Source organism: Pseudomonas sp. lyk4-R2A-10 (genome assembly GCF_030209075.1).
Taxonomy (GTDB): Bacteria; Pseudomonadota; Gammaproteobacteria; order Pseudomonadales; family Pseudomonadaceae; genus Aquipseudomonas; species Aquipseudomonas glycinae.
The window spans coordinates 421121-447817 of record NZ_JARVSR010000010.1 but is presented as its reverse complement, the minus strand read 5'-3'; the positions used below and the strand labels follow the sequence as shown (position 1 = coordinate 447817).

22 protein-coding genes and 1 pseudogene are annotated in these 26697 nt (G+C 56.7%); 17 read left to right on the top strand and 6 right to left on the bottom strand.

The window, feature by feature from the left end; translation table 11 throughout:
• The first annotated feature begins 7 nt into the window (after positions 1-7).
• The 6 genes from QRN46_RS15545 to QRN46_RS15520 all read left to right on the top strand — a co-directional run bounded on the left by QRN46_RS15545 (position 8) and on the right by QRN46_RS15520 (position 6772).
• Positions 8-838, top strand: a complete 831-nt coding sequence (locus QRN46_RS15545; RefSeq protein ID WP_285355704.1) for a carbohydrate ABC transporter permease — start codon at positions 8-10, stop codon at positions 836-838.
• Between the two features lie 23 nt (positions 839-861).
• A complete protein-coding gene (locus QRN46_RS15540) occupies positions 862-1965 on the top strand; it encodes an ABC transporter ATP-binding protein (protein WP_041475265.1) in 1104 nt (367 codons plus the stop codon).
• Between the two features lie 16 nt (positions 1966-1981).
• A complete protein-coding gene (locus QRN46_RS15535; protein WP_011334051.1) occupies positions 1982-3454 on the top strand; it encodes a mannitol dehydrogenase family protein in 1473 nt (490 codons plus the stop codon).
• A gap of 204 nt (positions 3455-3658) precedes the next feature.
• Positions 3659-5155: a xylulokinase gene (gene xylB, locus QRN46_RS15530; RefSeq protein ID WP_285355700.1), complete on the top strand. Its 1497-nt coding sequence runs from the start codon at positions 3659-3661 to the stop codon at positions 5153-5155.
• A gap of 13 nt (positions 5156-5168) precedes the next feature.
• A complete protein-coding gene (locus QRN46_RS15525; RefSeq protein ID WP_207864352.1) occupies positions 5169-6107 on the top strand; it encodes a carbohydrate kinase family protein in 939 nt (312 codons plus the stop codon).
• A gap of 44 nt (positions 6108-6151) precedes the next feature.
• Complete coding sequence (locus tag QRN46_RS15520) at positions 6152-6772, top strand: transglycosylase SLT domain-containing protein (RefSeq protein ID WP_285355695.1); 621 nt, start codon at positions 6152-6154, stop codon at positions 6770-6772.
• 57 nt (positions 6773-6829) lie between these two features.
• Here QRN46_RS15520 and QRN46_RS15515 read toward each other — a convergent pair whose 3' ends face one another.
• The gene (locus QRN46_RS15515) at positions 6830-8131 is read right to left on the bottom strand and encodes an OprD family porin (RefSeq protein WP_285355693.1); all 1302 of its coding nucleotides are present in this window, start codon (positions 8129-8131) and stop codon (positions 6830-6832) included.
• A gap of 362 nt (positions 8132-8493) precedes the next feature.
• On the opposite strand from QRN46_RS15515, the gene QRN46_RS15510 reads away from it, so the two are divergent.
• The 7 genes from QRN46_RS15510 to QRN46_RS15480 all read left to right on the top strand — a co-directional run bounded on the left by QRN46_RS15510 (position 8494) and on the right by QRN46_RS15480 (position 19014).
• The gene (locus tag QRN46_RS15510) at positions 8494-10548 is read left to right on the top strand and encodes a type VI secretion system Vgr family protein (RefSeq protein ID WP_285355691.1); all 2055 of its coding nucleotides are present in this window, start codon (positions 8494-8496) and stop codon (positions 10546-10548) included.
• Positions 10539-11402: a DUF4123 domain-containing protein gene (locus tag QRN46_RS15505; protein ID WP_011334045.1), complete on the top strand. Its 864-nt coding sequence runs from the start codon at positions 10539-10541 to the stop codon at positions 11400-11402. Before QRN46_RS15510 ends, QRN46_RS15505 begins: the two co-directional genes overlap by 10 nt.
• Before the next feature lie 35 nt (positions 11403-11437).
• Positions 11438-14728, top strand: a complete 3291-nt coding sequence (locus QRN46_RS15500; protein ID WP_236676533.1) for a hypothetical protein — start codon at positions 11438-11440, stop codon at positions 14726-14728.
• Complete coding sequence (locus tag QRN46_RS15495) at positions 14725-15711, top strand: tetratricopeptide repeat protein (protein WP_011334043.1); 987 nt, start codon at positions 14725-14727, stop codon at positions 15709-15711. Before QRN46_RS15500 ends, QRN46_RS15495 begins: the two co-directional genes overlap by 4 nt.
• A 177-nt stretch (positions 15712-15888) precedes the next feature.
• Positions 15889-16863: an SEL1-like repeat protein gene (locus QRN46_RS15490; protein WP_111539340.1), complete on the top strand. Its 975-nt coding sequence runs from the start codon at positions 15889-15891 to the stop codon at positions 16861-16863.
• A gap of 205 nt (positions 16864-17068) precedes the next feature.
• Positions 17069-18040 (top strand): tetratricopeptide repeat protein, encoded by a 972-nt coding sequence (locus tag QRN46_RS15485; protein WP_041475264.1) that lies wholly within the window; start codon positions 17069-17071, stop codon positions 18038-18040.
• 77 nt (positions 18041-18117) lie between these two features.
• The gene (locus QRN46_RS15480) at positions 18118-19014 is read left to right on the top strand and encodes a tetratricopeptide repeat protein (RefSeq protein ID WP_285355686.1); all 897 of its coding nucleotides are present in this window, start codon (positions 18118-18120) and stop codon (positions 19012-19014) included.
• Positions 19015-19113: 99 nt separating this feature from the next.
• Here the strand turns inward: QRN46_RS15480 and QRN46_RS15475 are convergent, their stop codons facing one another.
• Entirely contained in the window at positions 19114-19410 is a 297-nt protein-coding gene (locus tag QRN46_RS15475) for a hypothetical protein (RefSeq protein WP_011334039.1), read from the bottom strand.
• A 489-nt stretch (positions 19411-19899) separates the two neighbouring features.
• Between QRN46_RS15475 and QRN46_RS15470 the strand changes: the two genes are divergently transcribed.
• On the top strand, positions 19900-20160 hold the full coding sequence (locus QRN46_RS15470; RefSeq protein ID WP_011334038.1) for a DUF2790 domain-containing protein: 261 nt from the start codon (positions 19900-19902) through the stop codon (positions 20158-20160).
• Positions 20161-20250: 90 nt separating this feature from the next.
• A complete protein-coding gene (locus QRN46_RS15465) occupies positions 20251-20649 on the top strand; it encodes a hypothetical protein (RefSeq protein ID WP_011334037.1) in 399 nt (132 codons plus the stop codon).
• On the opposite strand, the gene QRN46_RS15460 is transcribed toward QRN46_RS15465, so the two are convergent.
• Positions 20646-20915 (bottom strand): DUF1652 domain-containing protein, encoded by a 270-nt coding sequence (locus QRN46_RS15460; RefSeq protein WP_011334036.1) that lies wholly within the window; start codon positions 20913-20915, stop codon positions 20646-20648. The genes QRN46_RS15465 and QRN46_RS15460 overlap by 4 nt on opposite strands.
• A gap of 370 nt (positions 20916-21285) precedes the next feature.
• Between QRN46_RS15460 and eco the strand changes: the two genes are divergently transcribed.
• Positions 21286-21771, top strand: a complete 486-nt coding sequence (gene eco, locus QRN46_RS15455) for a serine protease inhibitor ecotin (protein WP_011334035.1) — start codon at positions 21286-21288, stop codon at positions 21769-21771.
• Positions 21772-21797: 26 nt separating this feature from the next.
• Here eco and ilvA read toward each other — a convergent pair.
• From ilvA to QRN46_RS15440, 3 genes and pseudogenes are all read right to left on the bottom strand, one after another.
• Positions 21798-22787: pseudogene (gene ilvA, locus QRN46_RS15450) on the bottom strand (threonine ammonia-lyase, biosynthetic); the annotation flags it as partial.
• Positions 22788-22991: 204 nt separating this feature from the next.
• Entirely contained in the window at positions 22992-23915 is a 924-nt protein-coding gene (locus tag QRN46_RS15445) for a magnesium transporter CorA family protein (protein WP_064381745.1), read from the bottom strand.
• Positions 23916-23922: 7 nt separating this feature from the next.
• Positions 23923-25497 (bottom strand): RimK family ATP-grasp domain-containing protein, encoded by a 1575-nt coding sequence (locus QRN46_RS15440; RefSeq protein ID WP_243459083.1) that lies wholly within the window; start codon positions 25495-25497, stop codon positions 23923-23925.
• A gap of 92 nt (positions 25498-25589) precedes the next feature.
• Here QRN46_RS15440 and QRN46_RS15435 point away from each other — a divergent pair, with 92 nt between their 5' ends.
• Positions 25590-26693, top strand: coding sequence for a GNAT family N-acetyltransferase/peptidase C39 family protein (locus tag QRN46_RS15435; RefSeq protein ID WP_285355678.1), 1104 nt, complete (start codon positions 25590-25592; stop codon positions 26691-26693).
• Positions 26694-26697: the final 4 nt, after the last annotated feature.

Sequence of the window (26697 nt, the reverse complement as noted above, 5' to 3'; positions counted from 1 at the left end):
GCCTGCCATGACTCTTCAACAATCCCGCCGGCTGCAAAGCCTGCTGCTCGGCACGCTGGCCTGGGCCATCGCGATCATCATTTTCTTCCCGATCTTCTGGATGGTGCTGACCAGTTTCAAGACCGAAATCGACGCCTTCGCCACGCCGCCGCAGTTCATCTTCACGCCGACGCTGGAGAACTACCTGCACATCAATGAGCGCAGCGATTACTTCAGTTTTGCCTGGAACTCGGTGGTGATTTCCTTCACCGCCACGGCTCTTTGCCTGCTGATCGCGGTGCCGGCGGCCTACTCGATGGCGTTCTACGAAACCCAGCGCACCAAGGGCACGCTGCTGTGGATGCTCTCCACCAAGATGCTGCCGCCGGTGGGCGTGCTGATGCCGATCTACCTGCTGGCCAAGAGTTTCGGCCTGCTCGACACGCGCATCGCGCTGATCGTGATCTACACGCTGATCAACCTGCCGATCGTGGTCTGGATGGTTTACACCTACTTCAAGGACATTCCCAAGGACATCCTCGAAGCCGCCCGCCTCGACGGCGCCACCCTCGCCCAGGAAATGCTCCGCGTGCTGCTGCCGATCGCCAAGGGTGGCCTCGCGTCCACCGTGCTGCTGTCGCTGATCCTGTGCTGGAACGAGGCGTTCTGGTCGCTGAACCTGACCTCGTCCAAAGCCGCGCCACTGACCGCGCTGATCGCTTCCTACTCAAGCCCCGAAGGATTGTTCTGGGCCAAGTTGTCGGCCGTCTCGACGCTGGCCTGCGCGCCGATCCTGATCTTCGGCTGGATCAGCCAGAAACAACTGGTGCGCGGTCTGTCGTTCGGCGCCGTCAAATAAGAATTCGCAAGAGGAGCGCCACCATGGCCAACCTGAAAATCAAGAATCTGCAAAAAGGCTTCGAAGGTTTTTCCATCATCAAGGGCATCGACCTTGAAGTGAACGACAAGGAATTCGTGGTCTTCGTCGGCCCGTCGGGCTGCGGCAAATCCACCCTGTTGCGACTGATCGCAGGCCTTGAAGAGGTCAGCGGCGGCACCATCGAACTGGATGGGCGCGACATCACTGAAGTCAGCCCGGCCAAGCGCGATCTGGCGATGGTGTTCCAGACCTACGCGCTGTACCCGCACATGACCGTGAAGAAAAACATGTCGTTCGCCCTCGATCTGGCCGGCGTGCCGAAAGCTGAAGTCGAGAAGAAAGTCGGCGAAGCGGCGCGCATTCTCGAACTCGGACCGATGCTCGAGCGCAAGCCAAAACAGTTGTCCGGCGGCCAGCGTCAGCGCGTGGCCATCGGCCGGGCGATCGTGCGCAACCCGAAAATCTTCCTGTTCGACGAGCCGCTGTCCAACCTCGACGCCGCCTTGCGGGTGCAGATGCGTCTGGAACTGCTGCGCCTGCACAAAGATTTGAAAGCCACGATGATCTACGTGACCCACGATCAGGTCGAAGCCATGACCATGGCCGACAAGGTCGTGGTGCTCAATGGCGGCAAGATCGAACAGGTCGGCTCGCCGCTGGAGCTGTATCACCACCCCGCCAACCTGTTCGTCGCCGGGTTCCTCGGCACGCCGAAAATGGGTTTCCTCAAAGGCCAGATCGCCCGTATCGACGGCGCGAGCTGCGAAGTCTCGCTGGACGCCGGCACCCGCATCACCCTGCCGTTCAACGCGTCGAACCTGAGCGTCGGCAGCGCCGTGACTCTCGGTATTCGCCCGGAACATCTGGAACTGGCGCAAGCGGGCGACTGCACCCTGCAAGTTACCGCCGACGTCAGCGAACGACTGGGCAGCGACACCTTCTGCCACGTCAAGACCAACGCCGGCGAAGCCCTGACCATGCGCGTGCGCGGTGATCTGGCGAGCCGTTACGGCGAACAACTGAACCTGCACCTGGACGCCTCCCACTGCCATCTGTTCGATGCCAACGGCGTGGCGCTGACCCGCCCGTTGCGCGCGGCCGCCTGATTTCGAGACTGACCCGATGAAACTGAACCAGCAAAACCTCAACCGCCTGGCCGCCGAAGTGAAACTGCCGGCCTACAGCCTCAGCGACACCCGCCAAGGCATCGCCCACATTGGCGTCGGCGGCTTCCACCGCGCGCATCAGGCGTATTACACCGATGCGCTGATGAACACCGGCGAAGCACTGGACTGGGCGATTTGCGGCGTTGGCCTGCGCGCCGAAGACCGCCGCGCCCGCGACGATCTCAAGGAGCAGGACTACCTGTTCACCCTGTTCGAACTGGGCGACAGCGACGACACCGAAGTCCGGGTCATCGGCGCGATCCGCGACATGCTGCTGGCCGAGGACAGCGCCCAGGCGCTGATCGACAAACTCGCCGATCCGCAGATCCGCATCGTCTCGCTGACCATCACCGAGGGCGGTTATTGCATCGACGACAGCAACGGCGAATTCATGGCGCACCTGCCGCAGATTCAGCACGACCTGACGAACCCGCAACAGCCGAAAACCGTGTTCGGTTTCCTCTGTGCGGCGTTGGCCAAGCGGCGTGCGGCGGGCACTCCGGCGTTCACGGTGATGTCGTGCGATAACCTGCCGCACAACGGCGCGGTGACCCGCAAGGCACTGTTGGCCTTTACTGCTTCGCTGGATCCGGACCTGCACGACTGGATCGACGCCAACGTCAGCTTCCCCAACGCCATGGTCGATCGCATCACGCCGATGACCAGCATCGCCCATCGCCTGCAACTGGCGGACAAGCACGCCGTCGATGACGCCTGGCCGGTGGTCTGCGAACCGTTTGTGCAATGGGTGCTGGAGGACAAGTTCGTCAACGGCCGCCCGGCCTGGGAAAAGGTCGGCGTGCAGTTCACCGACGATGTTTCCCCCTACGAAGAGATGAAGATCAAACTGCTCAACGGTAGCCATCTGGCGCTGACTTACCTGGGCTTTTTGAAGGGTTACCGCTTCGTTCACGAAACCATGAACGACCCGCTGTTCGTGCGCTACATGCGCGCCTATATGGACCTGGACGTGACTCCGCAGCTGGCGCCGGTGCCGGGCATCGACCTCACCGAGTACAAGGACACGCTGGTGGCGCGGTTCTCCAATCAGGCGATTGCCGATCAGCTTGAACGGGTTTGCTCCGATGGCTCGTCGAAGTTTCCCAAGTTCACCATTCCGACGATCAATCGGTTGATTGCCGATGGGCGCGAGACCAAACGCGCGGCCTTGGTGGTGGCGGCCTGGGCCCTTTACCTGAAGGGCGTGGATGAGAATGGCGACACTTACTCGGTTCCGGATCCTCGGGCGGCGTTCTGTCAGGGGTTGGTGGCGGAGGATGCTTTGATCACTGAGCGGTTGTTGGGGGTTGAAGAAATCTTCGGTACGGCGATACCGCGTTCGCCAGAGTTTGTTGCGGCGTTTGAGTGGTGTCTGAACAGCTTGCGAGAAGAAGGCGTCACTCGGACTCTCGAGCGTATTCTGGCGTGAAAAGCCCCTCACCCCAGCCCTCTCCCAGAGGGAGAGGGAGCCGACCGAGGTGTTTATCCGAGGTACATCGACCTGAAAGTCCGGAGCCGAACTCAGGAATTGAAACCTACACAAATCTGCTCCCTTTCCCCCTCTCCCCTCTGGGGAGAGGGTTGGGGTGAGGGGTGGCTTTAGAAGTCGCCAAAAAACCAACAGGTTCACACCATGCACAAACAACAACTATTCCTCGGCATCGACTGCGGCACCCAAGGCACCAAAGCCATCATCCTCGACGCCACCAGCGGTCAGGTGTTGGGCCAGGGCGCCGCCGCGCACACGATGATCAGCGGCGCCAACGGTCGTCGCGAACAAGACACCGCGCAATGGCTGGAAGCCTTCACCCTCGGCACCCGTCGCGCTTTATTGGCGGCAAATGTCGACGGCCAGTCGATCCTCGGCATCGGCGTCTCCGGCCAACAACACGGCCTGGTACTGCTTGACGACCAAGGCCAGGTCCTGCGCCCGGCCAAGCTCTGGTGCGACACGGAGACCACACCAGAGAACGATCAACTGCTCGCTCATCTGGGCGGTGAGCAAGGCTCGCTGGAACGCCTCGGCGTGGTCATCGCGCCGGGCTACACCGTGTCCAAACTGTTGTGGACCAAGGAGCAGCATCCGAATGTGTTCTCCCGCATCGCGCGAGTTCTGCTGCCCCACGACTACCTGAATTTCTGGCTCACCGGTCGTGCGTGCAGCGAATACGGCGATGCATCCGGCACCGGCTATTTCAATGTGCGCACCCGCCAATGGGATTTGCAGCTGCTGCGCGACATCGACGCCAGCGGCCGTCTACAATCCGCGCTGCCGGAACTGATCGACGCCCATCAAGCGGTCGGCACGATCCTTCCCGCCATTGCCGAACAGCTGGGCATCAACCCCGGCGCGCTGGTGTCCAGCGGTGGCGGCGACAACATGATGGGCGCCATCGGCACCGGCAATATTCAGCCGGGGGCGATCACCATGAGCCTCGGTTCTTCCGGCACGGTGTACGCCTACGCCGAGGCACCGAAGGTCAGCCCGGATGCGTCGGTCGCGACCTTCTGTTCGTCAAGCGGCGGCTGGCTGCCGTTGATCTGTACCATGAACCTGACCAACGCCACCGGCGCAATCCGAGAACTGTTCAACCTCGATCTCGACGCCTTCAACGCTTTGGTAGCCCAGGCTCCGATCGGCGCAGAAGGCGTAAGCATGTTGCCGTTCCTCAACGGCGAACGCGTGCCGCCCCTGCCCCACGCCACCGGCAGCGTGCACGGCCTGACCATCGATAACCTGAACCAGGCCAATCTGTGCCGCGCCGCCGTCGAGGGTACCACCTTCGGCCTACGTTATGGATTGGATCTGTTGCGCCAGAATGGTTTACAAAGCCGCAGCATTTGCCTGATTGGCGGTGGTTCGAAAAGCGCGGTATGGCGGCAGATCGTCGCCGACATCATGAACACCCCAGTGATCTGCACCGAGCAAAGCGAAGCCGCAGCCCTCGGCGCGGCGATTCAGGCGGCGTGGTGCAAGTCGTGGTCGAACGGCCACGAAGACACCCTGGCCGACCTGTGCGAGCGCTGCGTGAAGCTCGACCTGAACAGTGAAACCCTGCCGGTTGCCGCGAATGTCGCGGCCTTCCAGCAGGCCTATGAACGCTATCGACTGCATGTCGCAACCTTATAAAGAGCAAACAACTATGTACCTGGTGTGTGGCGAAGCGCTGTTCGATTTCTTCAGCGAAGACGATGCCGGCGGGCAGGCATCGAAAGTCAATTTCAAGGCCATTGCCGGTGGCTCGCCGTTCAACGTGGCGGTGGGTTTGCGCCGTTTGGGTGTGGACTCGGCGCTGTTCGCCGGGTTGTCCACCGACTACCTCGGCCGACGTTTGCATCAAGTCCTGCAGGATGAAGGCGTCCGTCCGGATTACCTGGTGGATTTCGCCGCGCCGACCACCCTGGCGATGGTCGCGGTGGGCGCCAATGGCTCGCCCCATTACAGCTTCCGTGGCGAAGGTTGCGCCGACCGGCAGTTGAGTCAGGCACATCTGCCGACGCTGGGCCCGCAAGTGCGTGGCCTGCACTTCGGTTCCTTCTCGCTGGTGGTGCAACCGGTGGCCGATACCCTGCTCGCGCTGATTCAGCGTGAAAGCGGCAAACGCCTGATCAGCCTCGACCCGAACGTGCGCCTCAACCCCGAGCCGAACATCGACCTGTGGCGCGAGCGGATCGCCACGCTGGTGCAACTGGCGGATCTGATCAAGGTCAGCGACGAGGACTTGAGCCTGTTGTATCCCGAGCAGGATCCGCAACGCGTCATCGAAGGCTGGCTGCAGCATCGCTGTCAGGTGGTTTTCCTGACCCGTGGCGGTGAAGGCGCGACCGTGTTCAGCCGTGCTCACGGTTCATGGTCGGTGCCGGCCTCTTCAGTGAAGATCGCCGATACCGTCGGCGCGGGGGATACTTTCCAGGCCGCGTTGATCACCTGGCTGACCGAGCATGAGCTGGATTCGGTGGAGGGTGTTCAGCACCTCGGCCGCGAACAAATCGACGCCATGCTCAGGTTTGCCGTACAGGCTGCCGCCCTTACATGCAGCAAAACAGGTCCGGATTTGCCTTATCGCCACCAGTTGACCTGACCGCGTAGACTGGCGCCCTTTTTTGCACGACGGGATGACGGCTTTTGAATTCGCGGCGCACGGTTGGACTGTTGGTATTGGCGGCACTGCTGACCGGTTGCGGAACATCGCCACCGCGTTCGCCGGAAAACCTCTGCGAGATTTTCCGCGAAAAAAGTGATTGGTACGACGCGGCGCAAGTCACGCAAAAGCGCTGGGGCGTACCGATCCAGGTGCCGTTCGCGATCATGTATCAGGAGTCCGGTTACCGCTATGACGCCAAGACGCCGCGCAAATACCTGTTGTGGGTGATCCCGTGGGGCCGGGTTTCGACGGCCTCGGGCTATGCCCAAGCCAAGGATGAAGTCTGGGCCGATTACCAGAAAAGCACCGGTCGCTACGGCGCCGATCGTGAAGACTTCGACGACGCCATCGACTTCGTTGGCTGGTACATGGACAAGACCACCTCGATCAACGGCGTGTACAAGTACGACGCCTACAACCAGTACCTCAACTACCACGAAGGCTGGGGCGGCTTTCGCCAGAAGACCTACGCCAGCAAGGCGTGGCTGATGCCGGTGGCGCGCAAGGTGCAGAACCGCTCGGACATGTACGGCCAGCAATACGCGGCGTGCAAGGATGATTTGAATCGCGGGTTCTGGAGCCGGTTCTGGCATTGGCTCTGATCCCAAGCCAAAAAAACCATCACGAGTTAACTCGCGATGGTTTTTTTTGGCGCGGATTTACAACACCGAAAAGTTGTAACTCACAATCAACCGGGTCTCATCCACGTCCCGGGCAAACTTCTCGTAGTTCGTCCGGTACGTCGCATTACGCAAACGCAGGCTGACGTCCTTGAACGTGCCGGTCTGAATCACGTACTTCAACTCGCTGTCGCGTTCCCACTCTTTGCCTTCCTGATCGCTGCCCGGAACTTTGATGTGATCACCGTTCACGTAACGGGTCAGGAAGCTCAGGCCGTTGATGCCGATCGCCTTGAAGTCATAGTCGTAACGCAACTGCCAGGAACGTTCCTGCGCGGCGGCGAAGTCGTTGACCTGCACGTAGTTCACCAGATACGGGTTGCTGCCATCCAGATACGGCATCGAATTGTCGCCGTTCATGCGCTGCCAGCCGGCGCTGAAAGTGTGACCGCTGATGCCGTAGGACAGCATGCCGCTCAAGGCGCGGTTGTCGATGGAGCCCGCTTTGGCATCGCCGCTGTCGGCGCTTTTCAGCAAACGCAGATCGGCTTTCAACACGCCGTCACCCAGCGGCTGATTGGCCAACAGCCCCACGAAATGCTGGCGATAGATGTCTTCCAGCTCGGCGTAGTGGTACTGCGCGGTCAGGCGATCGTTGATCTTGTAGTCGAAGCCGTACATGTCGAAATGATCGGCGGTGGTGTTGCAGGCATAGCGCTTGTTCTTGCAGTGCACGCGGATGTCTTGCGAATCGCTCGAGTCCCGGGCGGTGTACTTGTCCAGACGCGCGGCCATGAAGGTCAGGTCCTTTACCTCTTTGGAGGTCAGCATCGCACCGTTGAACATGGTCGGCAGCAGGCGACCGTCGTTGTACTTGAGCAACGGCAGATCCGGCAGCAGTGCGCCGTATTTCAGCACCGTGTCCGAGACTTTGACCTTGGCGGTCAGGCCCATTTTCGCGTACTGACCTTTCGAGCCGCGCGGGTTGTCGCCGCTGGACGGCAACAAGCCGCTGTTGCTGCGATCCGGGCTGGAATCGAGCTGGAATCCCGCCATGCCCAGCGCATCGATCCCGAAACCGACGGTGCCTTCGGTGTAGCCCGATTGCAGATTGAGAATGAAACCCTGCGCCGACTCTTCGCGCTTGGACGCGCCCTGATCACTGGAGGTATGCCCGTCACGGAAATCGCGGTTGAAGTACACCGTGCGCGACTCGATCTTCGCCGTAGTGTCTTCGAAAAAACCGCCGGCCTGGACCTGCGCGGTAAAACCGGCGCACAGCACAAAGGCTCCGAAGCCAAGCGACTGGCGCGGGGTGATGAGGGGAAATGGGGGACGCATTGAAAACTCCAACAGAACAACGATTGCGCAGAGGCGCAAACAACCAGAAATAGCTCCCGTCCCGGACCAGTTAAGAACCGGGAGGCAGTGAACACGCGGGGGTGAACGGCAATGATGGCAGATGGCTTTGACGTGCTACAGGCGACTTTAGTCTGAAACTGACTGGTTGTTCCTGGACGCTGCATTCGGCGTCCGCGGCAGATTGGTCCGTCCGAAAGTGCCTGTTTTACTGGGCCCAACCGTGGGCCTAAGGGTTTTCCCTATGGGTTCGGACCGCAGCATCTACGGCATTTGCGCCTTGAACGAGGCCGTTTAATCCTGCACCATCCGCCCACGCTAATCCAAAGGACGGAAAACAAGGCATGCTGGACGCCAATGCTACCCACATTACCCTCACGCTCGAAGGCGCTTCCGCCGACCTGCAAGTCCTCAGTTTCACCGGTCGCGAAGCCCTCAACGAACCGTTCCGTTTCGACCTCGAACTGGTCAGCGCCCGTCCCGACCTCAATCTTGAAGAACTCCTGCACAAGCCTGGCTGCCTGACCTTCGGCGCCACTGGCGAGGGCACGATTCATGGCCTGGTGTATCGCATCGAACAAGGCGATTCCGGCAAGACCCTGACCCGTTACAGCCTGAGCCTGGTGCCGCAACTGGCCTACCTGCGGCACAACCATGACCAGCAGATTTTCCAGAACCTCACCGTGCCGAAGATCATCGCCCAGGTGCTGGAAGAACGCGGGATTCTGGGCAATGCCTACAGCTTCCAGCTCGGCGCCGAATACCCGGAACGCGACTACTGCGTGCAGTACGACGAATCCGACCTGCATTTCATCCAGCGTCTGTGCGAAGAGGAAGGCATTCACTTCCACTTCCAGCACAGCAGCAGCGGCCACAAACTGGTGTTCGGCGACGACCAGACCGTGTTCCGCAAACTGAAACCGGTCAACTACCAGCAAGACTCCGGCATGACCGCCGACAAACCGGTGATCAAGCGCTTCAACCTGCGCCTGGAAACCCGTACCAGCCGCGTCAGCCGCCGCGACTACGATTTCGAAAAACCGAAGATCCTGCCCGAAACCGCGGTCAAATCCGCGTTCATGCCGGACCTGGAAGACTACGACTACCCCGGCCGCTTCACTACGCGCGAGCGCGGCAAGTTCCTCTCGACCCGCGCGCTGGAACGCCATCGCAGCGACTACAAACTCGCCGAAGGCAAAGGTGACGAACCGACCCTGACCAGCGGCCACTTCATGACCCTGGCCGAACACCCGCGCGCCGAATGGAACGATCTGTGGCTGTTGCTGGAAGTCTTCCACGAAGGCAAACAGCCGCAAGTGCTGGGCGAAAACGTCACCAGCGACGTCACCGACAACAAAAGCGATTTCCACCAGGGCTACCGCAACAGCTTCGTGGCCACCCCGTGGGACGCCCACTACCGCCCTGCCCTCGAACACCCGAAACCGAAAGTCCTCGGCAGCCAGACCGCCATCGTCACCGGCCCCGCCGGCGAAGAAATCCACTGCGACCAGTACGGCCGCGTGAAAGTGCAATTCCACTGGGACCGCGACGGCCAGGCCGACGACAAGACCACCTGCTGGCTGCGCGTCGCCAGCGGCTGGGCCGGCGCAGCCTACGGCGGCATCGCCATTCCACGGATCGGCATGGAAGTGCTGGTGACCTTCCTCGAAGGCGACCCCGACCAACCGTTGGTGACCGGTTGCCTGTACCACAAGGAAAACGTCGTCCCCTACGCCCTGCCGGCGAACAAGACCCGCAGCACCTTCAAGACCCTGAGTTCACCGGGCGGCAAGGGCTACAACGAATTCCGCATCGAAGACAAGAAAGGCGCGGAACAGATCTACATCCACGCCCAGCGCGACTGGGACGAAAACATCGAGCACGACCAGAAAATCCGCGTCGGCAACGAGCGGCATGACACGGTTGAAGCCAACACCTACAGCGAGTTCAAGGTCGAAGAACACCGCATCACTCACCTGAATCGGATCAGTGAAATGCGCGCCAACGATCACCTGACCGTCGCCGTGACCCAGCACCTCAAGGTCGGCACGGCGCAACTGGTCGAAGCGGGAACCGAGATCCACTACTACGCCGGCCAGAAAGTCGTGATCGAAGGCGCAATGGAACTGACCGCCAAGGCCGGCGGCAGCTTCGTCAAAGCCGATGCCGGCGGCGTGACCATCAGTGGTGCCGAAGTGAAGATCAACACCGGCGGCGCGCCGGGCGTGGGAACACCGGCAGCGCCGTTGTTGCCGGGGCCGATGAAGGTGGTGGATGCGGATAAGGCTGGGAAAGTCCCGATTCCGCTGCCTAAACGACTGAATGAATCCGGTATCACGCCGCTGTGCGGAAAACAGAGTAACGGCGCTTGCAGCCGTAAGGATTGCACATGCATGTAAAAGCGCTGAGTGCTTTGTTGGCGGCTCCGCGCCACACATTCGAACAGCTACCCCGAGAGAGCGCCGGCTCGACACTGTGTTTCATCATTGACCGTACCCGTCAGCCTGACACCATGAGCCGCCTCTATCGCATCGGCGAGCCTATCGACTCCCAAGGCCTGTTTCTCGCCACCGATTTCGCTGAAATGGCCAATGACGGCCCGTTATGGCTGATCGCGCCTTGGGGCAGTCGCCTGGCTGCCGAAGCAGCAAAACTCTGCGAAGAAGATTACGCCGGCATTGCACTCATCACTGATGAGCCGGCCAAGGCACTGGCCCATGCTCGCTGGCTGCTGCGTGCCAACGATGGGTCCGGCGGTCAAAGCCTTCTGAGTTACCAAAAGCCAAGCCTTTGGGCCGCATTGGCCTATACCGCAGACGAAACTTCGCATCAGTTATTCGGCCCATGGCAACGCGTCTACAGCCCTGCCCCGGTTCACTTTGGCAGCAGTCGGGGCCATTGGCTAAGCTGGCGCAGCGTTTCGGAACTTGAATGGCTGGGCGACGTCTCAGCGTTCAACCTGCCACCAGCAGCGCCAAAGGTTCAGGAATATCTGGGCTGGGTTTATTGGGTTGATGAGCATTACGCCATCTATGGCGAACCCACTGACGAGGAACTGCCCAACCTCGTCGAAAACCTCAATGTACTGGTTGCCCACAACATTTATGAAGGTCGTCATTTACTGAAGCTGGGCCAGATCACCAACGGCCCGCTGCTCGAAGCGCAGCCTCAGGCAATGACCATCCTGCAATCCAGGGAAGAGTCGTTCATCAAGGTTCAGCAGCTGCAGCAACTCTCCACCAGCGCTGCCTGATGACCCCGTCCGCGTAAAGAATGAATGGAAGCGAAATGGAAACTGGTATTTCGAAAGCCCCCAAGGAAAATCTCAACGGTCCAACTGCAAATGCATCGACCCAAACAGCAGCGGTTGAGAGCAAGCCAGCGCTGGAGCTTGATCCGCAGCCCAAAGCGCCTGACAGTTGTTCCAACGCGTTCGACAAGGTAAAGACACCTTGCTCGACGTCCTATGGTGAGGTGATTTACGCCACCAAGGAAAAAATGTTCTATCTATTGCCAGAACGTGCTGCCAGCTCGATCAAAGAAGCGATGAATGAACTTGAACAACATATCAGCGTAAGCAAGTCTCCAGAAGAACGGCTCAAGGGGATGAACACCGCAGGGCTGCTGGAATACTTCCTTGAGCCAAAGCTGACTAACTTCCTGCAAGGCGAGCAAAAAAGCCGAATGCTGGAAATCGAAGCTCAGGAGCCGGATATCGCGCAACCCACGATGGCTATGCGCTTGAAGGCTGTCAGCCGAGAAGCCCGCAATAGTGCGGCGCTGGACAAGCAACCGGACCAGAGCGAATACGCTCGCAATCGGGAACTTGCCAATCAACAACAAGCGAGTCTGCTTGAAGCCAACTCTGATGGGCAGAAACTGCAGCGGCTCTACAGCGAATGGAAGAAGCTGAAAAACATCGCCGTCGCGCAAGCCAAAGTAGCAGGCTACACCTACGAAAGTGGCAACCTGTTTTCTCCGGGAGCACTCGAAGCGAGAAGTCGTGTACAGACCTATCTGAAGGCACGTTCGGCACTCACCTCCAGTGGCAAGCTGACGACTCTGAAAGAAGAAGACTTCCAAAAAAACAAAAAAGCCTATCTGGACGCGACTAACTGCGTAATCGATGGCAAAGCCCGGATGTGTGGCTATTTGAAGGAAGTCGCCAACGAGCGCAAGAAAGTCGAAAAAGACTTCGCCGCGTATATTGATTCGATCTTGAAAGTTGCTGACTACGGTTTGGCCCTGCCGGAGTTTGCACTCATTCCCGACACTGGCGATATCAGTGCAGGCATCGAGAAATTCAAGGCTTACCTTGAGATGGAACAGCAACAGATCAAGCTCACCGAGCAGATCCGTTCGAAATATAAAGCCTGGATTGACGCGAGCGGGCAGAACGTCGCGGCACCTACAGGTATCGTTGAAGCGGAGCAAGCAGAATGGCAGCGTATCCAGCAAGCTCGTCTGAAGCTTCGTGAAGACGCCGAGGCAGCAGTGGCTGCTGCCTTGCCATTACGTCACCTGTTATGGGAGCCCGAGCAGTTTCAACCGAAACCGGAAGAGCGCTTGGTCAAGGCAGGATTTCCTTTGCGCGAAGTCGCGCTTTTCAATAGCCCCAACAGTCCAGTCAAACACTTGAGCTTGCTCAATCTTGAAGGCATCACAAAGGTGCTGAAAAAAGACGCAAGCGAAATCGGTGCCGCTGCAAGCAAGGACTTGCAGAAACTTCCAGGTAACAGCAACGGAAAGGCAGAGTCGGACTCTGACGACAACCCCTTCCATGAATGGCTTCGTGAACAAGGCGCTTTGGCCATCAAGGACCAACAGAGCGACTGGTTTGATGAAAAAGGCTGGTTTGACGTTGAGATGTTCCACTCTTACTTGAAGTCAAAGAACTACAAGGTCGAAACGTTTGAGGATGCGGGGGCGCGCAAAGATTGGGGGCTCCGTCTTCGTCAGTTGCTTTTTAAGGAAGAAGTCAGAAGCTCGTTGCGTCTGTTCGACAACAGCCCTCAAGCTCAACTGGTTCGCTGCCTCACCCCACCGCAGTCATCAATTCACACCGCTACCAAAGTCAGCGGCCCAAGCTTCAGCGTTGCGGATAATTTCAAAGCCTCCGCCAAAGCCGAAGCAAGTCTGGGAATCGACCTCGCTCGCGGTGAGGTTGAATTGATGAAAATGGATCTTCCGGGGAGAGATCAAGCGAAAGACATCCTGGTGCCTTACCTGGATTATGAGAAAAACCGCAAAAATCTGAACCTGGGTCGGTTCTCGATTCACTTGGGCGCTAGAGCCTGGGGGTATACGGGTGCAACCCTCCTCCTTTCTTCCAGCGTGCAGTTGGGCCGCGCGAACGTGCAAGGCGGGCTCAACCTTCCGGAAATCACCGATGCAAAACGCGCGGATACCACCAATGCGACTGCCGCAACCGCGCGAAGTGAACCTGTACTTGAGGGCGACGCTGCCAAGGTTCGGGTGGAAGACGGCGCTAAAGCCCAATTCAATCTTTTTGCTGGGGTGCAAGCCGGGATTCTGCTGACCGGTGCCTTGAACTGGGCACCACCAAAAGACATAGCAGCCCTGCGCGCAGCGCCAACACCGGGAATGAGTAACAGCGTCAACAGCACGAAAGCCAGCCAATGGTCGAGTCTAGCGAGACTGACAGCTGGATTTACTGCCGCTTACGGCCTCGGTGCAAACGCAGACATTGGCATTTCCTTGCACGAAGGCCGCTTCATCATGCGGTTCAAGGCCTCTCTCATTGTCGGCACAGGTGCCGGCGGCGAATTCCAGTTTGAAGTCGGGTATGACGGCGTTACTGACCTGATTAACCTGCTGCGCCGTGAGATGCACAAAAATCAGGACAAATCGCTGATTTTTGTGACGGATGATGCGGCTGATTACATCGATAAGCTCAACTTCCTAGGTGCTGCCGGCATGGAAGTAGCGATGTCTTATATGCAGGGTGTTGATATGGTGATGTCGTTGTATGAGGCGTTAACGGGGGGTGGTCGAGGTGGTACCGTTGCTCATACCATCATGACATATCGAAACCAAGCAGAGCTGGAAGAGTGGTTCATAGCAGCTACGCCGGGAGCGCTGGGCCCAATGCTAATGACACTTACCAGTGCAGCGGAAGCATTCAAAATTCCACTAAAGCTATCCGACAGCAGCCAGGCTTCCGAATATAGTCATGACCAAGCTCACCTTCTTCAGCAAAAAGCAATTGAGCGCATTCTTGGTTGGATATTAAAGCGCGCCGAAAAAGATGGAACTATTTCAAAGGCGAAAAGCCAATTTGAAGAAGCCTGTATGTGCATGAACAGGTTTGGGACAAAAGAGCAGAACCAAAACCAGAAGTACTGCGAGAACCGCCTGCACATGGATAACTTCATGTCAGAAGCAGTTATGCGACTTCAAGATCGAACAAGTGACGACACCCGAGCCCGATACAAAGCGCACGTAAAAACTCTTGGCGAGCGGCTAGACGGCTATTGCTCTCGGATTACACACTACGGAAGAACATATTTGCCAGGTGGAAAAGCAACCTATACCGGACCGGACGATAGCGTAAAATGATTAAAAATAAGCACTACAAATCAATAGCCCAAGTTTTTTTTGTGTTCCTAGCCTTTGCATCTCATTCCGCGATGGCGCTTACAAGCGATCAGGCGATTGCTAAAGAAAAAGGAATTACGCTTTTTAATCAATATAAATCTGCTGAAGCGGAACTTCGGATTGCTGCAGAAGCAGGTGACGCTGAAGCACAGTTCTACCTAGCTGAAGAAATCCGACAAAGAAGCCAATACATTACGCCTGAGGCAAAAAAATGGTTGGAAGCGGCAAGTGCACAGGGTGATCTGTACGCCATGCTTAGGCTCGCCCGCTCGGATAATGATCTCTGTACGACGATGAAAAACTGCCCTCCCGGGCAAAAAACTTCGGCAGAGTGGATGAATATAGTTAAAGAGTTGGCTACATCTAAAGCTGAAAAGGGTGACGCCGAATCCGCTTATGTCATGTATTTGGCGACTGGCCAGTTGGAGTGGTTAAAAAAATCCGCAGAGTCTGGTTTTGCTCAAGGTCAATGGCTGCTTGCTATTCGATATAAGGAAGGTAATGGATCCTTTTTGTTGCCTTGGAAACGGTCGGAAGCTGTCGAGAACTGGGCAAAGGCGTCTGCTCTTGGAGGCAATCCCAAGGGAATGATGGAGTACGCTGCCATTCTTTTCGAGAAGGGTGACATGGAAAGTTTTCGATATTGGAACGAACAGGCTGCCTCAATTGGCTTCGCCACTACGGTGTACGGGTATGGATCAGACCTGGCCCATGAGCCTGATACGTATGGCTTCCCTTATGACATAATCAAAGGGTACGCCTTGATTTATTTATTGAAAGAACTTGATGGCGGAGGCGGCATGGATGCCAACGTCAATGATAAGCTTCCTAAAATCGCTGCAAAAATGACACAAACGCAAATAGCGGAAGCAAAAGTATTCGCACAAAAGTGGAAAGCCACACACCCGCCGCTCTCTTTTTTCCCTGATAAGTTAGGTGACTAATACGGTCGCACCCCCTTAATTACTTTGAAAGACAGCGCTTGGAACTACTATATTTACTGGCGTGGGGAACTACACAAAATTGAACTACCCACGTCATCGCGCTAAATTTCAAGAAAGACTTTTGTCACATGTGGAAAAACAGTTAAGAGGATGCAACACGCAGAAGGACGAAGCAAGATGTTCCGCACACCAATAAAAGCCATGGCATTGATTGCATTAATATTTTCAACCTACGCTTTCGCTCAGCTCACTCCTGAACAAGAAGCCGCGAAAAAGCGCGGAATTACACTATTCAATCAATATAAAACAGCCGAACCCGAATTACGTATTGCAGCAGAAGCTGGAGATACGGAGGCTCAATTTTATTTAGGTGAAGAGCTACGCCAGCAGAGTCAGTATATAACCGCTGAAGCTCAGAACTGGTATGAAGCAGCGGCTCTTCAAGGCGACCTCTATGCAATGCTGCGATTAGCAACATCAGAAAACGACCTGTGCAACGTAATGAACAACTGCACTCAAAGCTCAAAAAAACGTACTGACTGGATTGACCTTTTAAACAAAGAAACGGAAAAAAGAGCGAACAACAACGATGGCGAAGCCATGTATGTTAAGTATTTGTACACTGGGCAATTAGAGTGGCTTGAAAAATCCGCTGAATTCAAATTCGCGAGAAGCCAATGGCTACTGGCAAGCCGGTACAAGGAAGGTGAGAAATTTTTTCTACCTTGGAAACGTTCGGAGGAAGTTGGGCGATTATTGAAGGCGTCGGCAGAAAATGGTTTCCCCGCAGGTATGCTTGAATATGCGGCGTATCTGTATGAACACGGAGGAGATCTCAGCGATGCTCGCTACTGGATCGAAGAAGCGGCCAAGACCGGCTATCAATCCGGGGTAAGCAGTTATGGAGCATACCTAGCACATGCCTCTTCCCTTTATGACTTCCCACTGGACTTAGTTAAAGGTTACGCGCTCACATCGCTTTTAACAGAACTTGATGGCGGTGGAAACATAAAGCCTTATGTCGATGAAGTACTGCCAGAAATAGCAAGCAAAATGAGTCCGGCGCAGATTACAGAAGCAAAAGCATTTGCAAAGCAATGGAAAGACACTCACCCGCCACTTTCTTTCTACCCAGGGAAATATGGCCTGTGATGCGGACCGTGCCACTCAAAGCGTCACTAAAGTTAAATACGAAGTGATTAGAGGTAATATGACTATCGAGCAGATTGAATGCTCGAAATCTGTGACAATGAAAAGAAAGGTACCCACCGCCTCTCTTTTCCCCGACAAACTGGGTAATTGATCCAATTACTCAGAGTCTTTCCCTTGCTAATTCAAAATAACCAGGCAGCCAAAAATGAAATTGGTGACTTTCGCGTTAATTTTGTTGAGCCTAGCGACTTCACCATCGTTCGCGCTCACACAGGAACAGTCTCAAGCGAAAATCAAAGGCATTGAACTTTACAATCAATATAAAGCTATTTCTGCAATTGATTTCCTAAGAATCGCAGCCGACGGCGGTGATGACGAAGCACTTTACTACTTAGGCGAAGCGATAAGGAAAAATAACCACTATATGACTAAGGACGCGCAAAAAGCTTACGAAGAGTCTGCCCAAAGAGGCAATATCTATTCGATGATACGGCTTGGTGAAGCGGGCGAAGATTTGTGCGTAACGATGAAAAATTGTTCTTTTGCGGAGCATTCGCCCGAAGAGTGGACAAATAAAGCTAAAGAGCTTGCAACTGAACTGGCATCAAAAGGAAACACTGAGTCAATGTATCTGTTATGGAAAATAACAGGAAATGATGACTGGTTAGAAAAATCTGCGGAAGGTGGCTTCGCGTTGGCTCAGTTTCGTTTGGCCACTAAGTACCAAGAAGGGGGCGGTACATTCCTATTGCCATCAAGAAGATCTGATGCGATTGAAAAATGGATGAAGGCGTCTGCGGAAAATGGCTATCCACCGGGCATGATGGGCTTCGCAGCATCCAGAATGGAAAAAAAAGATTTATCGTCCTTCAGACTTTGGAATGAACGAGCTGCTGCGTCGAGCTATGTATCAGGTGTTTTTGGTTATGCGTTATATATTGGGGGAATAGAGCCAACATACGGATTTACACCTGACCCAATAACGTCATTTGCTCTACTAACAAACCTGCTAGAGCTTGATGGCGGCGGAAACATGATAAACAATGTTAAAGACACATTGCCCGAGGTTGAAAAAAACATGACCAAAGAGCAGCTGGCAGAAGCAAAAAGGCTCGCAAAAACCTGGAAGTCCACCCATCCACCTCTCTCGTTTTATCCGGAAAAATTAGGACATTGAAACCAGTGAGGTTATTAATAAACCGCTTAATCTTGACGGTTTTTATATGCTTCACACCTAACTCTTTCTCGGAGCCGGTGCGTGAAGCTTCTTCAGGCATTATTTTATTCAATCAGTTAAAACTCGGAGAAGCTATCTCCGCGTTAGAAAAAGAGGCACAATCTGGAAGCGTCGAGTCTCAGTACTACTTAGGGGAGGCTCTGCGAAAACGCAACCGTTATATGACACCAGAAGCACAGCACTGGTATGAAACAGCGGCAGTGAATGGTTCCATATATGCAATGATCCAGTTAGGTCGCAAAAATGAAGATTTATGCAAAATCATGGATAACTGTCCTGCCAGCGCCAAGTCTCCTGTTGAGTGGCTTACACATGCCAAAGAATTGCTGCTGGCAAAAGCCAACAACGGTGATCCTGAGTCGTTGTATCTAATGTATGAGATAACGTTTGATCGCATTTGGCTCGAGAAGTCCGCAAATGCAGGATATGCCCTCGCACAATACTGGATGGCGGTAAGTGAACGACAAGGTGAGGGTTTCTTTTTTATCCCAGGAAGACGTGACGCCTCTGTTAAAAACTGGCTTTTGCTTTCTTCTGAAGGCGGCTATCCCAAAGCAATGATGGACTATCTTGAAATACTGCATATAGAAGGTGATACAGAGAGCATTCGCCATTGGCTTGTGTTAGGAGCCGAGACCGGTTACCAAGCTGCTGTAAGCAATTATGGCGCCTACATAGCCCATACGCCGGATAAAGTTGGTTACCCACTCGATATGATAAAAGGGTATGCACTGTTCACCTTGCTTGGCGAGCTTGATGATAGCGGTGGAATCGGACGGTATGTTGAGCGAAAAAGTGACGAAATTCGCAACAAAATGACAGCCGAACAAATCGAAGAATCAAAGATCGTAGCAAAGGAATGGAAAGCCACCCACCCGCCGCTCTCCTTTTTCCCTGACAAGCTTGGAAACTAGTTCGAAGTTCTCCAACGGAATTCGGAAAGTCGCGCATAGAAAAAGCGGAAGGAGTGAAGTGCATTGATGCCTCACTCCTTCCGCTTTTTAGTCACAGCATCAAACCGGCGCCTGCCAGTTCAACATTTTCTGCTGCGCAACCTGCAGCAGATCACTGCCATCCTGCGTCAGCAGGTACAGCGCATGGGTGATGTGGGGAATGTCCTGGACGTCGGCGTGTTTGAAGCACAGGCAGTGCAGGGTTTCGAGCAGGTCGGCTGCGGCGCGGATGCGTTGCACGGCGGCTTCGAAGAGGTCTTTCGGGTTGGCTTGGGTGTCGATGACCAGCGGTGCGCTGTCAGTGACGCCGCTGTTGAGCGGGAGATAGCGAGCGGAGCTTATTTTCAGGATTGGCATTGGAGTTACTCGATTAGGTTGTAAGTAACCGCCGACACCGTGACCAAACGATGGGGAGGCGGACTGTGCGCAGGCTTGGTCAACCGAGAACAACCCAACTCAGCACGCCCGAAGGCGACCCTGCACACAGCCGCCACTGCAATGCACTTCGAGGACATAGATGTCCACGGAGCGAATAATGGCACACTTGAGGGCTGTTATTTTAGGTGACCAAACCTAAGCCGCTGATTTTGCAGCGACGCCAAACCATAACCGCCCCGCTCCAGCCCCCGAAAGCAGACAAGGCATCCACCCTTGTAGGAATCCGCCGAGTCTCCCCCGCGAAACAATCCTCACCCAGACAGCCGGCGTTCAGCCCGGTTAACCATCGCTTAACGCCGCGGTCAAAAACTCTACTGAACCGCACACCCTCAGCCCTGGCTGACGCCGAGTGCGGCAGGTTTGGCTGGCAATCCGCCGAACTCCATTTCCGTCGCACCGGAGTCCATCATGAACATTCGTCCGTTCCTGCTCACCACCGCCCTCGCCTGCACCGCGTTTGCCGGGCTGGCCCAGGCCAATGACACCTCCAAGGCTGTTCCCTATGAATACGGCATGCCGCTGCATGTCGCCAAAGTGGTTTCCCTGACCGAGCCGCAGACGCAGGAGTGCAAGGTCATCACCGCCGACATGAAGTACCTCGACAACACCGGTAAACCGGAAGAAATCAGTTACCGGAAATTATCTGACGCCTGCAGCTTCCAGAACTGACAGAAAGCTCTGATTTGCGGCTTTGCGGTAGGCGAGCACGGGTCTCGAAGAGTATGCTCGGGGCCCTCCTCACTGCCGCAAGGATTCGCCATGCAGTTGTCGTTCCGCACGCTCTCGACCCTCACCTTCTCCCTTTGTTTTCTGCTTTCCTTGGCGTGGGGTCTGGCACCACAGATGTTGCTGGCGATCTGGAGCATCGAGTATTCGGAAGCCGCCGGATTCGTCGCACGGCGCAGCGCGGTGCTGTTTGCGGCGTTGGGGGTGATGTTTTATCTGGTGCGCAACGCGCCGGTATCGATCGCGCGCAATGCGCTGAGCAACGGCTTTATCGTCGGCTGTTTTGGCCTGGCGGTGCTGGGGTTTGCTGAATGGCTCAACGGCCACGCCGGCCCCGGGATTCTGCTTGCGGTGCTGGTCGAGTTCGCGCTGGGCCTTGGCTTCTTGCAGGCCCGGCGCGTGACGGTCGAACTGGGTGAAACAGTCGGTTAGACGACTCGGGATCGCGGCACTGAATGTTGGGTCGCCGTTTGTAGCGCAAGATCTGAGCGCAACCCGGCGATCAGGCCGTTGATTTCGCGACAGCTGTTCAAATGACTGGCATCGATGCCACTCACCTGCAGCTCAACCTGATCGGTCTGGTGATCGCCATACACCTTGACGGTCATCGACAGATCCGGGGACAGCGTGCACTGGCAGCGTTTCGGTAGAAAGCTGCTTTCAATGATGTTGCGGAGTTCCAAGGCAGACAGAAACATGGCGAAACCTCTCCTTACTGTGAGACTGCCAATCAAGTATTCACGTCGACCGATGCCACGGTTCCCACGGGTGTGTCCCCGCTAAATCCTTGGGTGTGACAAGCGGCTGTACTGCGAAATGCCCATTGGAGTGTAGGCGCCCGAACTCGGTGCGCTGCACCAAATAAACGCATAAAACGTGCCTTTCATCAGGTTGCATTCACCTCCTTGCAAATCAAAGACTTGGCCAAAACGCAGGCAACTGGCCAGTTGCAAAATGCAAGATTCGATCGTGCAGGCACTGCAATTTGCAAGCGGCTGGCGGTTTGCATTCATCGCCTGCGACAGTGAGAATGCCCGTCAACCAACGTACACCCGCCAGGAGGCTTCAATGGGAAATTTCACCGTCCGCGCGACGGCCGGCCTGATGCTCGCCAGCCTGTCCACCCTCGCCCACGCCGCCAAGCTTGAAGACACCGCGCCTTATCCGAAGGCCGAAGCGGGCTTCACGCGCCAGGTCATCCACCTGCCGCAACAGGCCCAGGAAGAAAACTTCAAAGTCGAAATCCTCGCCGGCAAAACCCTCGAAGTCGATTGCAACCGCCAGCGTCTGGGCGGCACCCTCGAAGAGAAAAACCTCGAAGGCTGGGGCTATCCGTTCTACCGCCTGGAAAAAGTCAGCGGCCCGATGAGCACGCTGATGGCCTGCCCGCCCGGCACCCAGAAAAAACGCGTATTCGTGCCGGTGATCGGTGACGGTTTCACCGTGCGCTACAACAGCAAGCTGCCGATCGTGGTTTACGCACCGCAGGACGTTGAAGTGCGTTTCCGCATCTGGTCGGCCTCGGACAAGATTGGCGTGGCCATTCCCGAGTAACTTCAAGCCACAACGCCGCACGCCGCCGCTCGCTCGGCGACGTGTCGCAAGCTGTCGAAATTGATATTGGCGCCAGAATCGATGGCGATCAGCGTCTGACTCCGTGCGCCGCTTTGCGCCACGTACTTTTTAATGCCCGCCACCGCCAAAGCACCGGAAGGCTCGGTGATCGAGCGGGTATCGTCGTAGATATTCTTGATCGCCGCGCAGAGTTCGTCGTTGCTGACGGTGATGACCTCATCCACGCAGAAGCGGCAAACCTCGAACCCGTAAGCGCCGATCTGCGCCACCGCCACGCCATCGGCGAATGTGCCCACGTTGGGCAGCACCACTCGCTCATCCGCTAGCATGGCAGCCTTCAGGCAGGCCGAGTGCTCCGACTCGACGCCGATGATCCGTACTTCAGGCCGCAGGTATTTCACATACGCCGCGATGCCGGCGATCAACCCGCCACCGCCCACCGGGACGAAGATCGCATCCAGTGTGCCTTGGTGCTCGCGCAGGATTTCCATCGCGACCGTGCCCTGGCCGGCGATCACATCGGGATCGTCGAATGGCGAGACGAACGTTCGGCCGGTCTGCTCAGCCAGTTGCAGCGCGTGAGCCAGGGCAAAGGGGAAGCTTTCTCCATGCAATAGCGCCTCGGCTCCGCGACTACTGACGCCCAGCACTTTCAACTCAGGCGTGGTTGCCGGCATCACAATGGTCGCGGCAATACCCAGTTCCCGCGCCGCCAGCGCTACGCCTTGCGCATGATTGCCCGCCGACGCCGTGATTACTCCGCGCGCCTTCTGCTCATCACTCAGCTGCACCAGTTTGTTGTAGGCACCACGGATCTTGAAGGAGAACGTCGGTTGCAGGTCTTCGCGCTTGAGCAGGATCCGGTTGTCCAGCGCTTCGGACAGCGCCGGCGCCGGTTGCAGCGGCGTGCGCACCGCCAGTTCATACACCGGAGCGGCGAGGATCTTTTTCACGTACTGCTCAAGCAGGGCTTGCTGGGCGGGGCTGTAGCGCATGGTCGTCTCCTGACGTTTGATTCAGAACCCCGGAGACAGAAAATAAAAACCCGCCTCTAGGGCGGGTTGGGTGCTGCAGTCGTGAGCTAGCCCGCCAAATGAGGAATGGCGGTAATAATGCTTGGCTGGCAGCGCAGTACGGTGGAAGTCATGGCCCCGAAATTAGCCCGGGTGCTGCGGGCAAGTCAATGGCGAATTTTGCTTTCATTTCGCCAGACGCCTGAGCCCGAACAGCATCCCGCCCGCCCCCAGCAGCATCGCCGCCAGAAACAACGGGTACGACACCCACCACGGCGTGCCGGCGGTCATCATGCTGAATTCCGACATGCCGCCAATGCTCGCAATCAGGTTGAGTGGCAGGAACACCACGTTGATCAGCGTCAGTTTGCGCAGCAGGTTGTTCATGCTGTTGTTCATCAGGTTGCCCCGGGCGTCGATCAGCCCGGAGAACACCGTCGAATAGATTTCCGCCTGCTTGTAGCACTGGTTGTTTTCGATGATCAGGTCGTCGATCAGGCCGATCGCTTCGCTGCCGAAATGCTGCTTTTCCGCGTGATTGCGCAACCGCGTCAGCACCGCGCCGTTGCTGTGCAGGGCGTTGATGTAATAGATCAGGCTTTCGCTGAGGTTGAACATCTGCACCAGATGCTGGTTTTGCATCGAGGCGTTGAATTTCTGCTGCAATTCCCGGGCGACCAGTTTGATCACCTTCAAGTGCCCGAGGTAGTGATGGATGTTGTTGAACAGCAGGTCCAGCAACACATCCAGCGGCGTGTTCAGTGGCTGACGCGTACCGACACCGTGCAGCGGCGTGTCGTCGGTCGCGATGACCAACAACTGGCCAGGTGAGAACAGCAAACCACAGGACGACACCTCGAACGCCAGGCTGCCGCCGCCGGAATAGTTCTCCGGGCGTTTCCAGATCAGAAACAGGTGATCGGGGTGAAACTCGATCCGCGACACCTCGTCCGGATCCAGCGCCGAGGCCAGCGCGTGCTCGTCGAGTTTGAAGTGACTGTGCAGCAAGTCGCGCTCGGCGGCGTCGGGGTCGCTGAACAGCATCACCTCGGCGTCCAGCCGCTCGACCCGCTGCAAGGCGCCGTGATTGAGTGCAAAGCTGTTGATCATCGGCCGGTCACCAGGCCTGGCCGCGGCGTTTGAGTTCGAGGCGCCGCACGAATTCTTCCAGCACCAGCGAATACAGATCGTCTTGCAAATAAGCGTCTTCGATACCGGCGTCGAGGTTCGGGTTGTCGTTGACCTCGATCACCACCACCTTGTCGCCGGCCTGCTTGAGGTCCACGCCGTACAATCCGTCGCCGATCAGGTTGGCGGTCTTCACCGCCAGTTCCACCACCGCGCGCGGCGCTTCGTGGATGGCCAGCGTGCGGCATTCGCCGTTGACATCCTGGCCCTTGGCCTTGTGGTTGTAGATCTGCCAATGGCCTTTGGACATGAAGTACTGGCAGGCAAAGATCGGTTTGCGGTTGAGCACGCCGATGCGCCAGTCGTACTCGGTGTAGAAGAATTCCTGGGCCAATAACAGCACCGAATGCTCGAACAGTTCGGCGGTGGCTTCCAACAAGGCCTCTTGGCTCTCGACCTTGATCACGCCACGGGAGAAACAACCGTCGGGGATCTTCAGCACCAGCGGAAAACCGAGGCGCTCGCCGACCCGCTCGAAGTCTTCGGGTCGCTCCTTGTAGAGAATTTCCGTGGCCGGCATGCCCAGTTGATGGCTGTTGAGCAGGTCGGTGAGGTAGACCTTGTTGGTGCAGCGCAGGATCGACGTCGGGTCGTCCATCACCACCAGCCCTTCACTTTCGGCTTTCTTGGCGAAGCGGTAAGTGTGGTTGTCGACACTGGTGGTCTCGCGGATCAGCAGGCCGTCGTACTCGGCCAGCCTTGCGTAGTCCTTGCGTTCGATCAGCTCGACATCGATGCCCATGCCCTTGCCGACCCGCACAAAGTTTTCCAGCGCCCGGGCGTTGGACGGCGGCAACGCCTCCTGCGGATCGTGCAGGATCGCCAGGTCATAACGCGCCACTTGCGGCGAACGCGGAACACGCCAGATCTTGCGACTGAAGCCGTCCAGCGCATTGGCGAACTGATCTTCCTGATCGTCGCGCAACTTGTGCAAGGCGCCGGACTTTATACCTTCGATGTGCCAGCCGTTAGTTCTGCGGAACTCAACTAACAGAATCGGACACGGAAATACTTCAAACAATTGCCGGGCCAAATCCTGCAACGGCTCGATATGGGTTCTGCCGAAATAAAGTGTCAGCGTAAAACCTTCGGTGTCGCTGTAGAGATGATGGCTGAGGGCTTTTTCCAGGGTTTTATCCAGGTCATCCAGCGCCAGACCGTAAAGGGATTTCCGGGTCAGTTCGCTGATGGTCCGCACCGAAGGAATCACCTTGTGCCCCCGCGCTTCAGCCAGCAGCGAGCAGTAATAGCCGTGGCCCAGGTACTTGTAGCTGCGACACAGGTTGATCACCTGCACCCGTTTTCCCGGCTCGCTGTCGGGGGGTTGTTCGAGGTATTCCTGGGCCGTCAGGATGTCTTCGCTGGGAAAGTACGAGGCCCAGTCTTCCTTGCGTTCGACGATGATCAACACTTGACTGGAAGTTCTGATCTGCGGTTTTAAATAAGTTGCCGGTGGCAAACTTTGACTGGATACTTCGCGCCAATGACCCTGTACCGCTGACATAGAAATTGATCCGTTGGAGAACAAGACCTTTTCTATTAAGCACGAAGTTTTTCGAAAGTCCCGTTTCGTTACGCAACTTTTACGGTGGTCATATGAATGCTGCTTTTCGCCTGGCGGTCGTTGAGGATTTGCCAGCGTTGCTCACGCTGGAGATGCACTGTTTCACCACGGACCGACTCACCCGCCGCAGTTTCCAATGGATGATCACCCGGGCCCACGGGCAATTGTGGGTGGCCGAATGCGAGGGTCAACTGGCCGGTTATGCGCTGGTGCTGTTTCATCGCGGCACCTCGTTGGCCCGGCTGTACTCGATTGCGATTGCTCCCGAGGCGCGCGGTGGTGGTCTGGGCAAGCAACTGCTGCAACGGATCGAGGCCTGCGCGCTTGAGCACGACTGCGCCTACCTGCGTCTGGAAGTGCGCACCGACAATCCGGCCGCCATCGCCCTGTACGAGCGCAACGGTTACCGGCGCTTTGCGCTGATCCATGACTACTACGAGGATCACGCCGACGCGCTGCGCCTGGAGAAACGCATTCTCCAGCATCGCGACTCACGCAACATCAAAGTCCCCTATTACCGACAAACCACCGACTTCACCTGCGGCCCGGCCTGCCTGCTGATGGCCATGGGCGCGTTGCAGGCCGATCGCTTATTGGAGCGGCGCGAAGAGTTGCAGTTGTGGCGCGAGGCAACCACGGTGTTCATGACGGCCGGCCATGGCGGTTGCAGCCCGCAAGGCCTGGCACTGGCAGCGTGGCGCCGGGGTTTCAACGTGCGTTTGCAACTGAGCATGACCGGGCCGCTGTTTCTCGACGGCGTGCGCGATGCGCATAAAAAAGACGTCATGCGCTTGGTGCATGACGAGTTCATGGCGCAACTGAACGACACCGATGTTGATCAATCCATTGGCGTAACGCTGGACTTACCGGCACTGCTGGCCAACGGTGGACAGCCTCTGGTGCTGATCAGCAGCTATCGCCTGACACGTTCCAAGTCACCGCACTGGGTGATCGTCACCGATTGCGATGAAGACTTCGTCTACCTCCACGACCCGGATGTCGACCACAGTCAGCATCGTCAGCCCATGGACTGCCAGCACGTGCCGGTCAGCCATGGGGAGTTCGAGAAAATGTGCCGCTTCGGTCGTGGCAAATTGCGGGCGGCGGTGGTGCTTTACGCTCGCCCGCCCGCATGACGCA

Bases quoted from the DNA above. Each gene is read 5' to 3' on its own strand.
- QRN46_RS15540 (WP_041475265.1), top strand. From the start codon at position 862: ATGGCCAACCTGAAAATCAAGAATCTGCAAAAAGGCTTCGAAGGTTTT.
- QRN46_RS15435 (WP_285355678.1), top strand. From the start codon at position 25,590: ATGAATGCTGCTTTTCGCCTGGCGGTCGTTGAGGATTTGCCAGCGTTG.
- QRN46_RS15465 (WP_011334037.1), top strand. From the start codon at position 20,251: ATGCAGTTGTCGTTCCGCACGCTCTCGACCCTCACCTTCTCCCTTTGT.
- QRN46_RS15460 (WP_011334036.1), bottom strand. From the start codon at position 20,915: ATGTTTCTGTCTGCCTTGGAACTCCGCAACATCATTGAAAGCAGCTTT.
- QRN46_RS15500 (WP_236676533.1), top strand. From the start codon at position 11,438: ATGGAAACTGGTATTTCGAAAGCCCCCAAGGAAAATCTCAACGGTCCA.
- QRN46_RS15475 (WP_011334039.1), bottom strand. From the start codon at position 19,410: ATGCCAATCCTGAAAATAAGCTCCGCTCGCTATCTCCCGCTCAACAGC.
- QRN46_RS15515 (WP_285355693.1), bottom strand. From the start codon at position 8,131: ATGCGTCCCCCATTTCCCCTCATCACCCCGCGCCAGTCGCTTGGCTTC.
- QRN46_RS15545 (WP_285355704.1), top strand. From the start codon at position 8: ATGACTCTTCAACAATCCCGCCGGCTGCAAAGCCTGCTGCTCGGCACG.
- QRN46_RS15490 (WP_111539340.1), top strand. From the start codon at position 15,889: ATGTTCCGCACACCAATAAAAGCCATGGCATTGATTGCATTAATATTT.
- QRN46_RS15505 (WP_011334045.1), top strand. From the start codon at position 10,539: ATGCATGTAAAAGCGCTGAGTGCTTTGTTGGCGGCTCCGCGCCACACA.
- xylB (WP_285355700.1), top strand. From the start codon at position 3,659: ATGCACAAACAACAACTATTCCTCGGCATCGACTGCGGCACCCAAGGC.
- QRN46_RS15440 (WP_243459083.1), bottom strand. From the start codon at position 25,497: ATGTCAGCGGTACAGGGTCATTGGCGCGAAGTATCCAGTCAAAGTTTG.
- QRN46_RS15525 (WP_207864352.1), top strand. From the start codon at position 5,169: ATGTACCTGGTGTGTGGCGAAGCGCTGTTCGATTTCTTCAGCGAAGAC.
- QRN46_RS15445 (WP_064381745.1), bottom strand. From the start codon at position 23,915: ATGATCAACAGCTTTGCACTCAATCACGGCGCCTTGCAGCGGGTCGAG.
- QRN46_RS15485 (WP_041475264.1), top strand. From the start codon at position 17,069: ATGAAATTGGTGACTTTCGCGTTAATTTTGTTGAGCCTAGCGACTTCA.
- QRN46_RS15535 (WP_011334051.1), top strand. From the start codon at position 1,982: ATGAAACTGAACCAGCAAAACCTCAACCGCCTGGCCGCCGAAGTGAAA.
- QRN46_RS15470 (WP_011334038.1), top strand. From the start codon at position 19,900: ATGAACATTCGTCCGTTCCTGCTCACCACCGCCCTCGCCTGCACCGCG.
- QRN46_RS15495 (WP_011334043.1), top strand. From the start codon at position 14,725: ATGATTAAAAATAAGCACTACAAATCAATAGCCCAAGTTTTTTTTGTG.
- QRN46_RS15510 (WP_285355691.1), top strand. From the start codon at position 8,494: ATGCTGGACGCCAATGCTACCCACATTACCCTCACGCTCGAAGGCGCT.
- eco (WP_011334035.1), top strand. From the start codon at position 21,286: ATGGGAAATTTCACCGTCCGCGCGACGGCCGGCCTGATGCTCGCCAGC.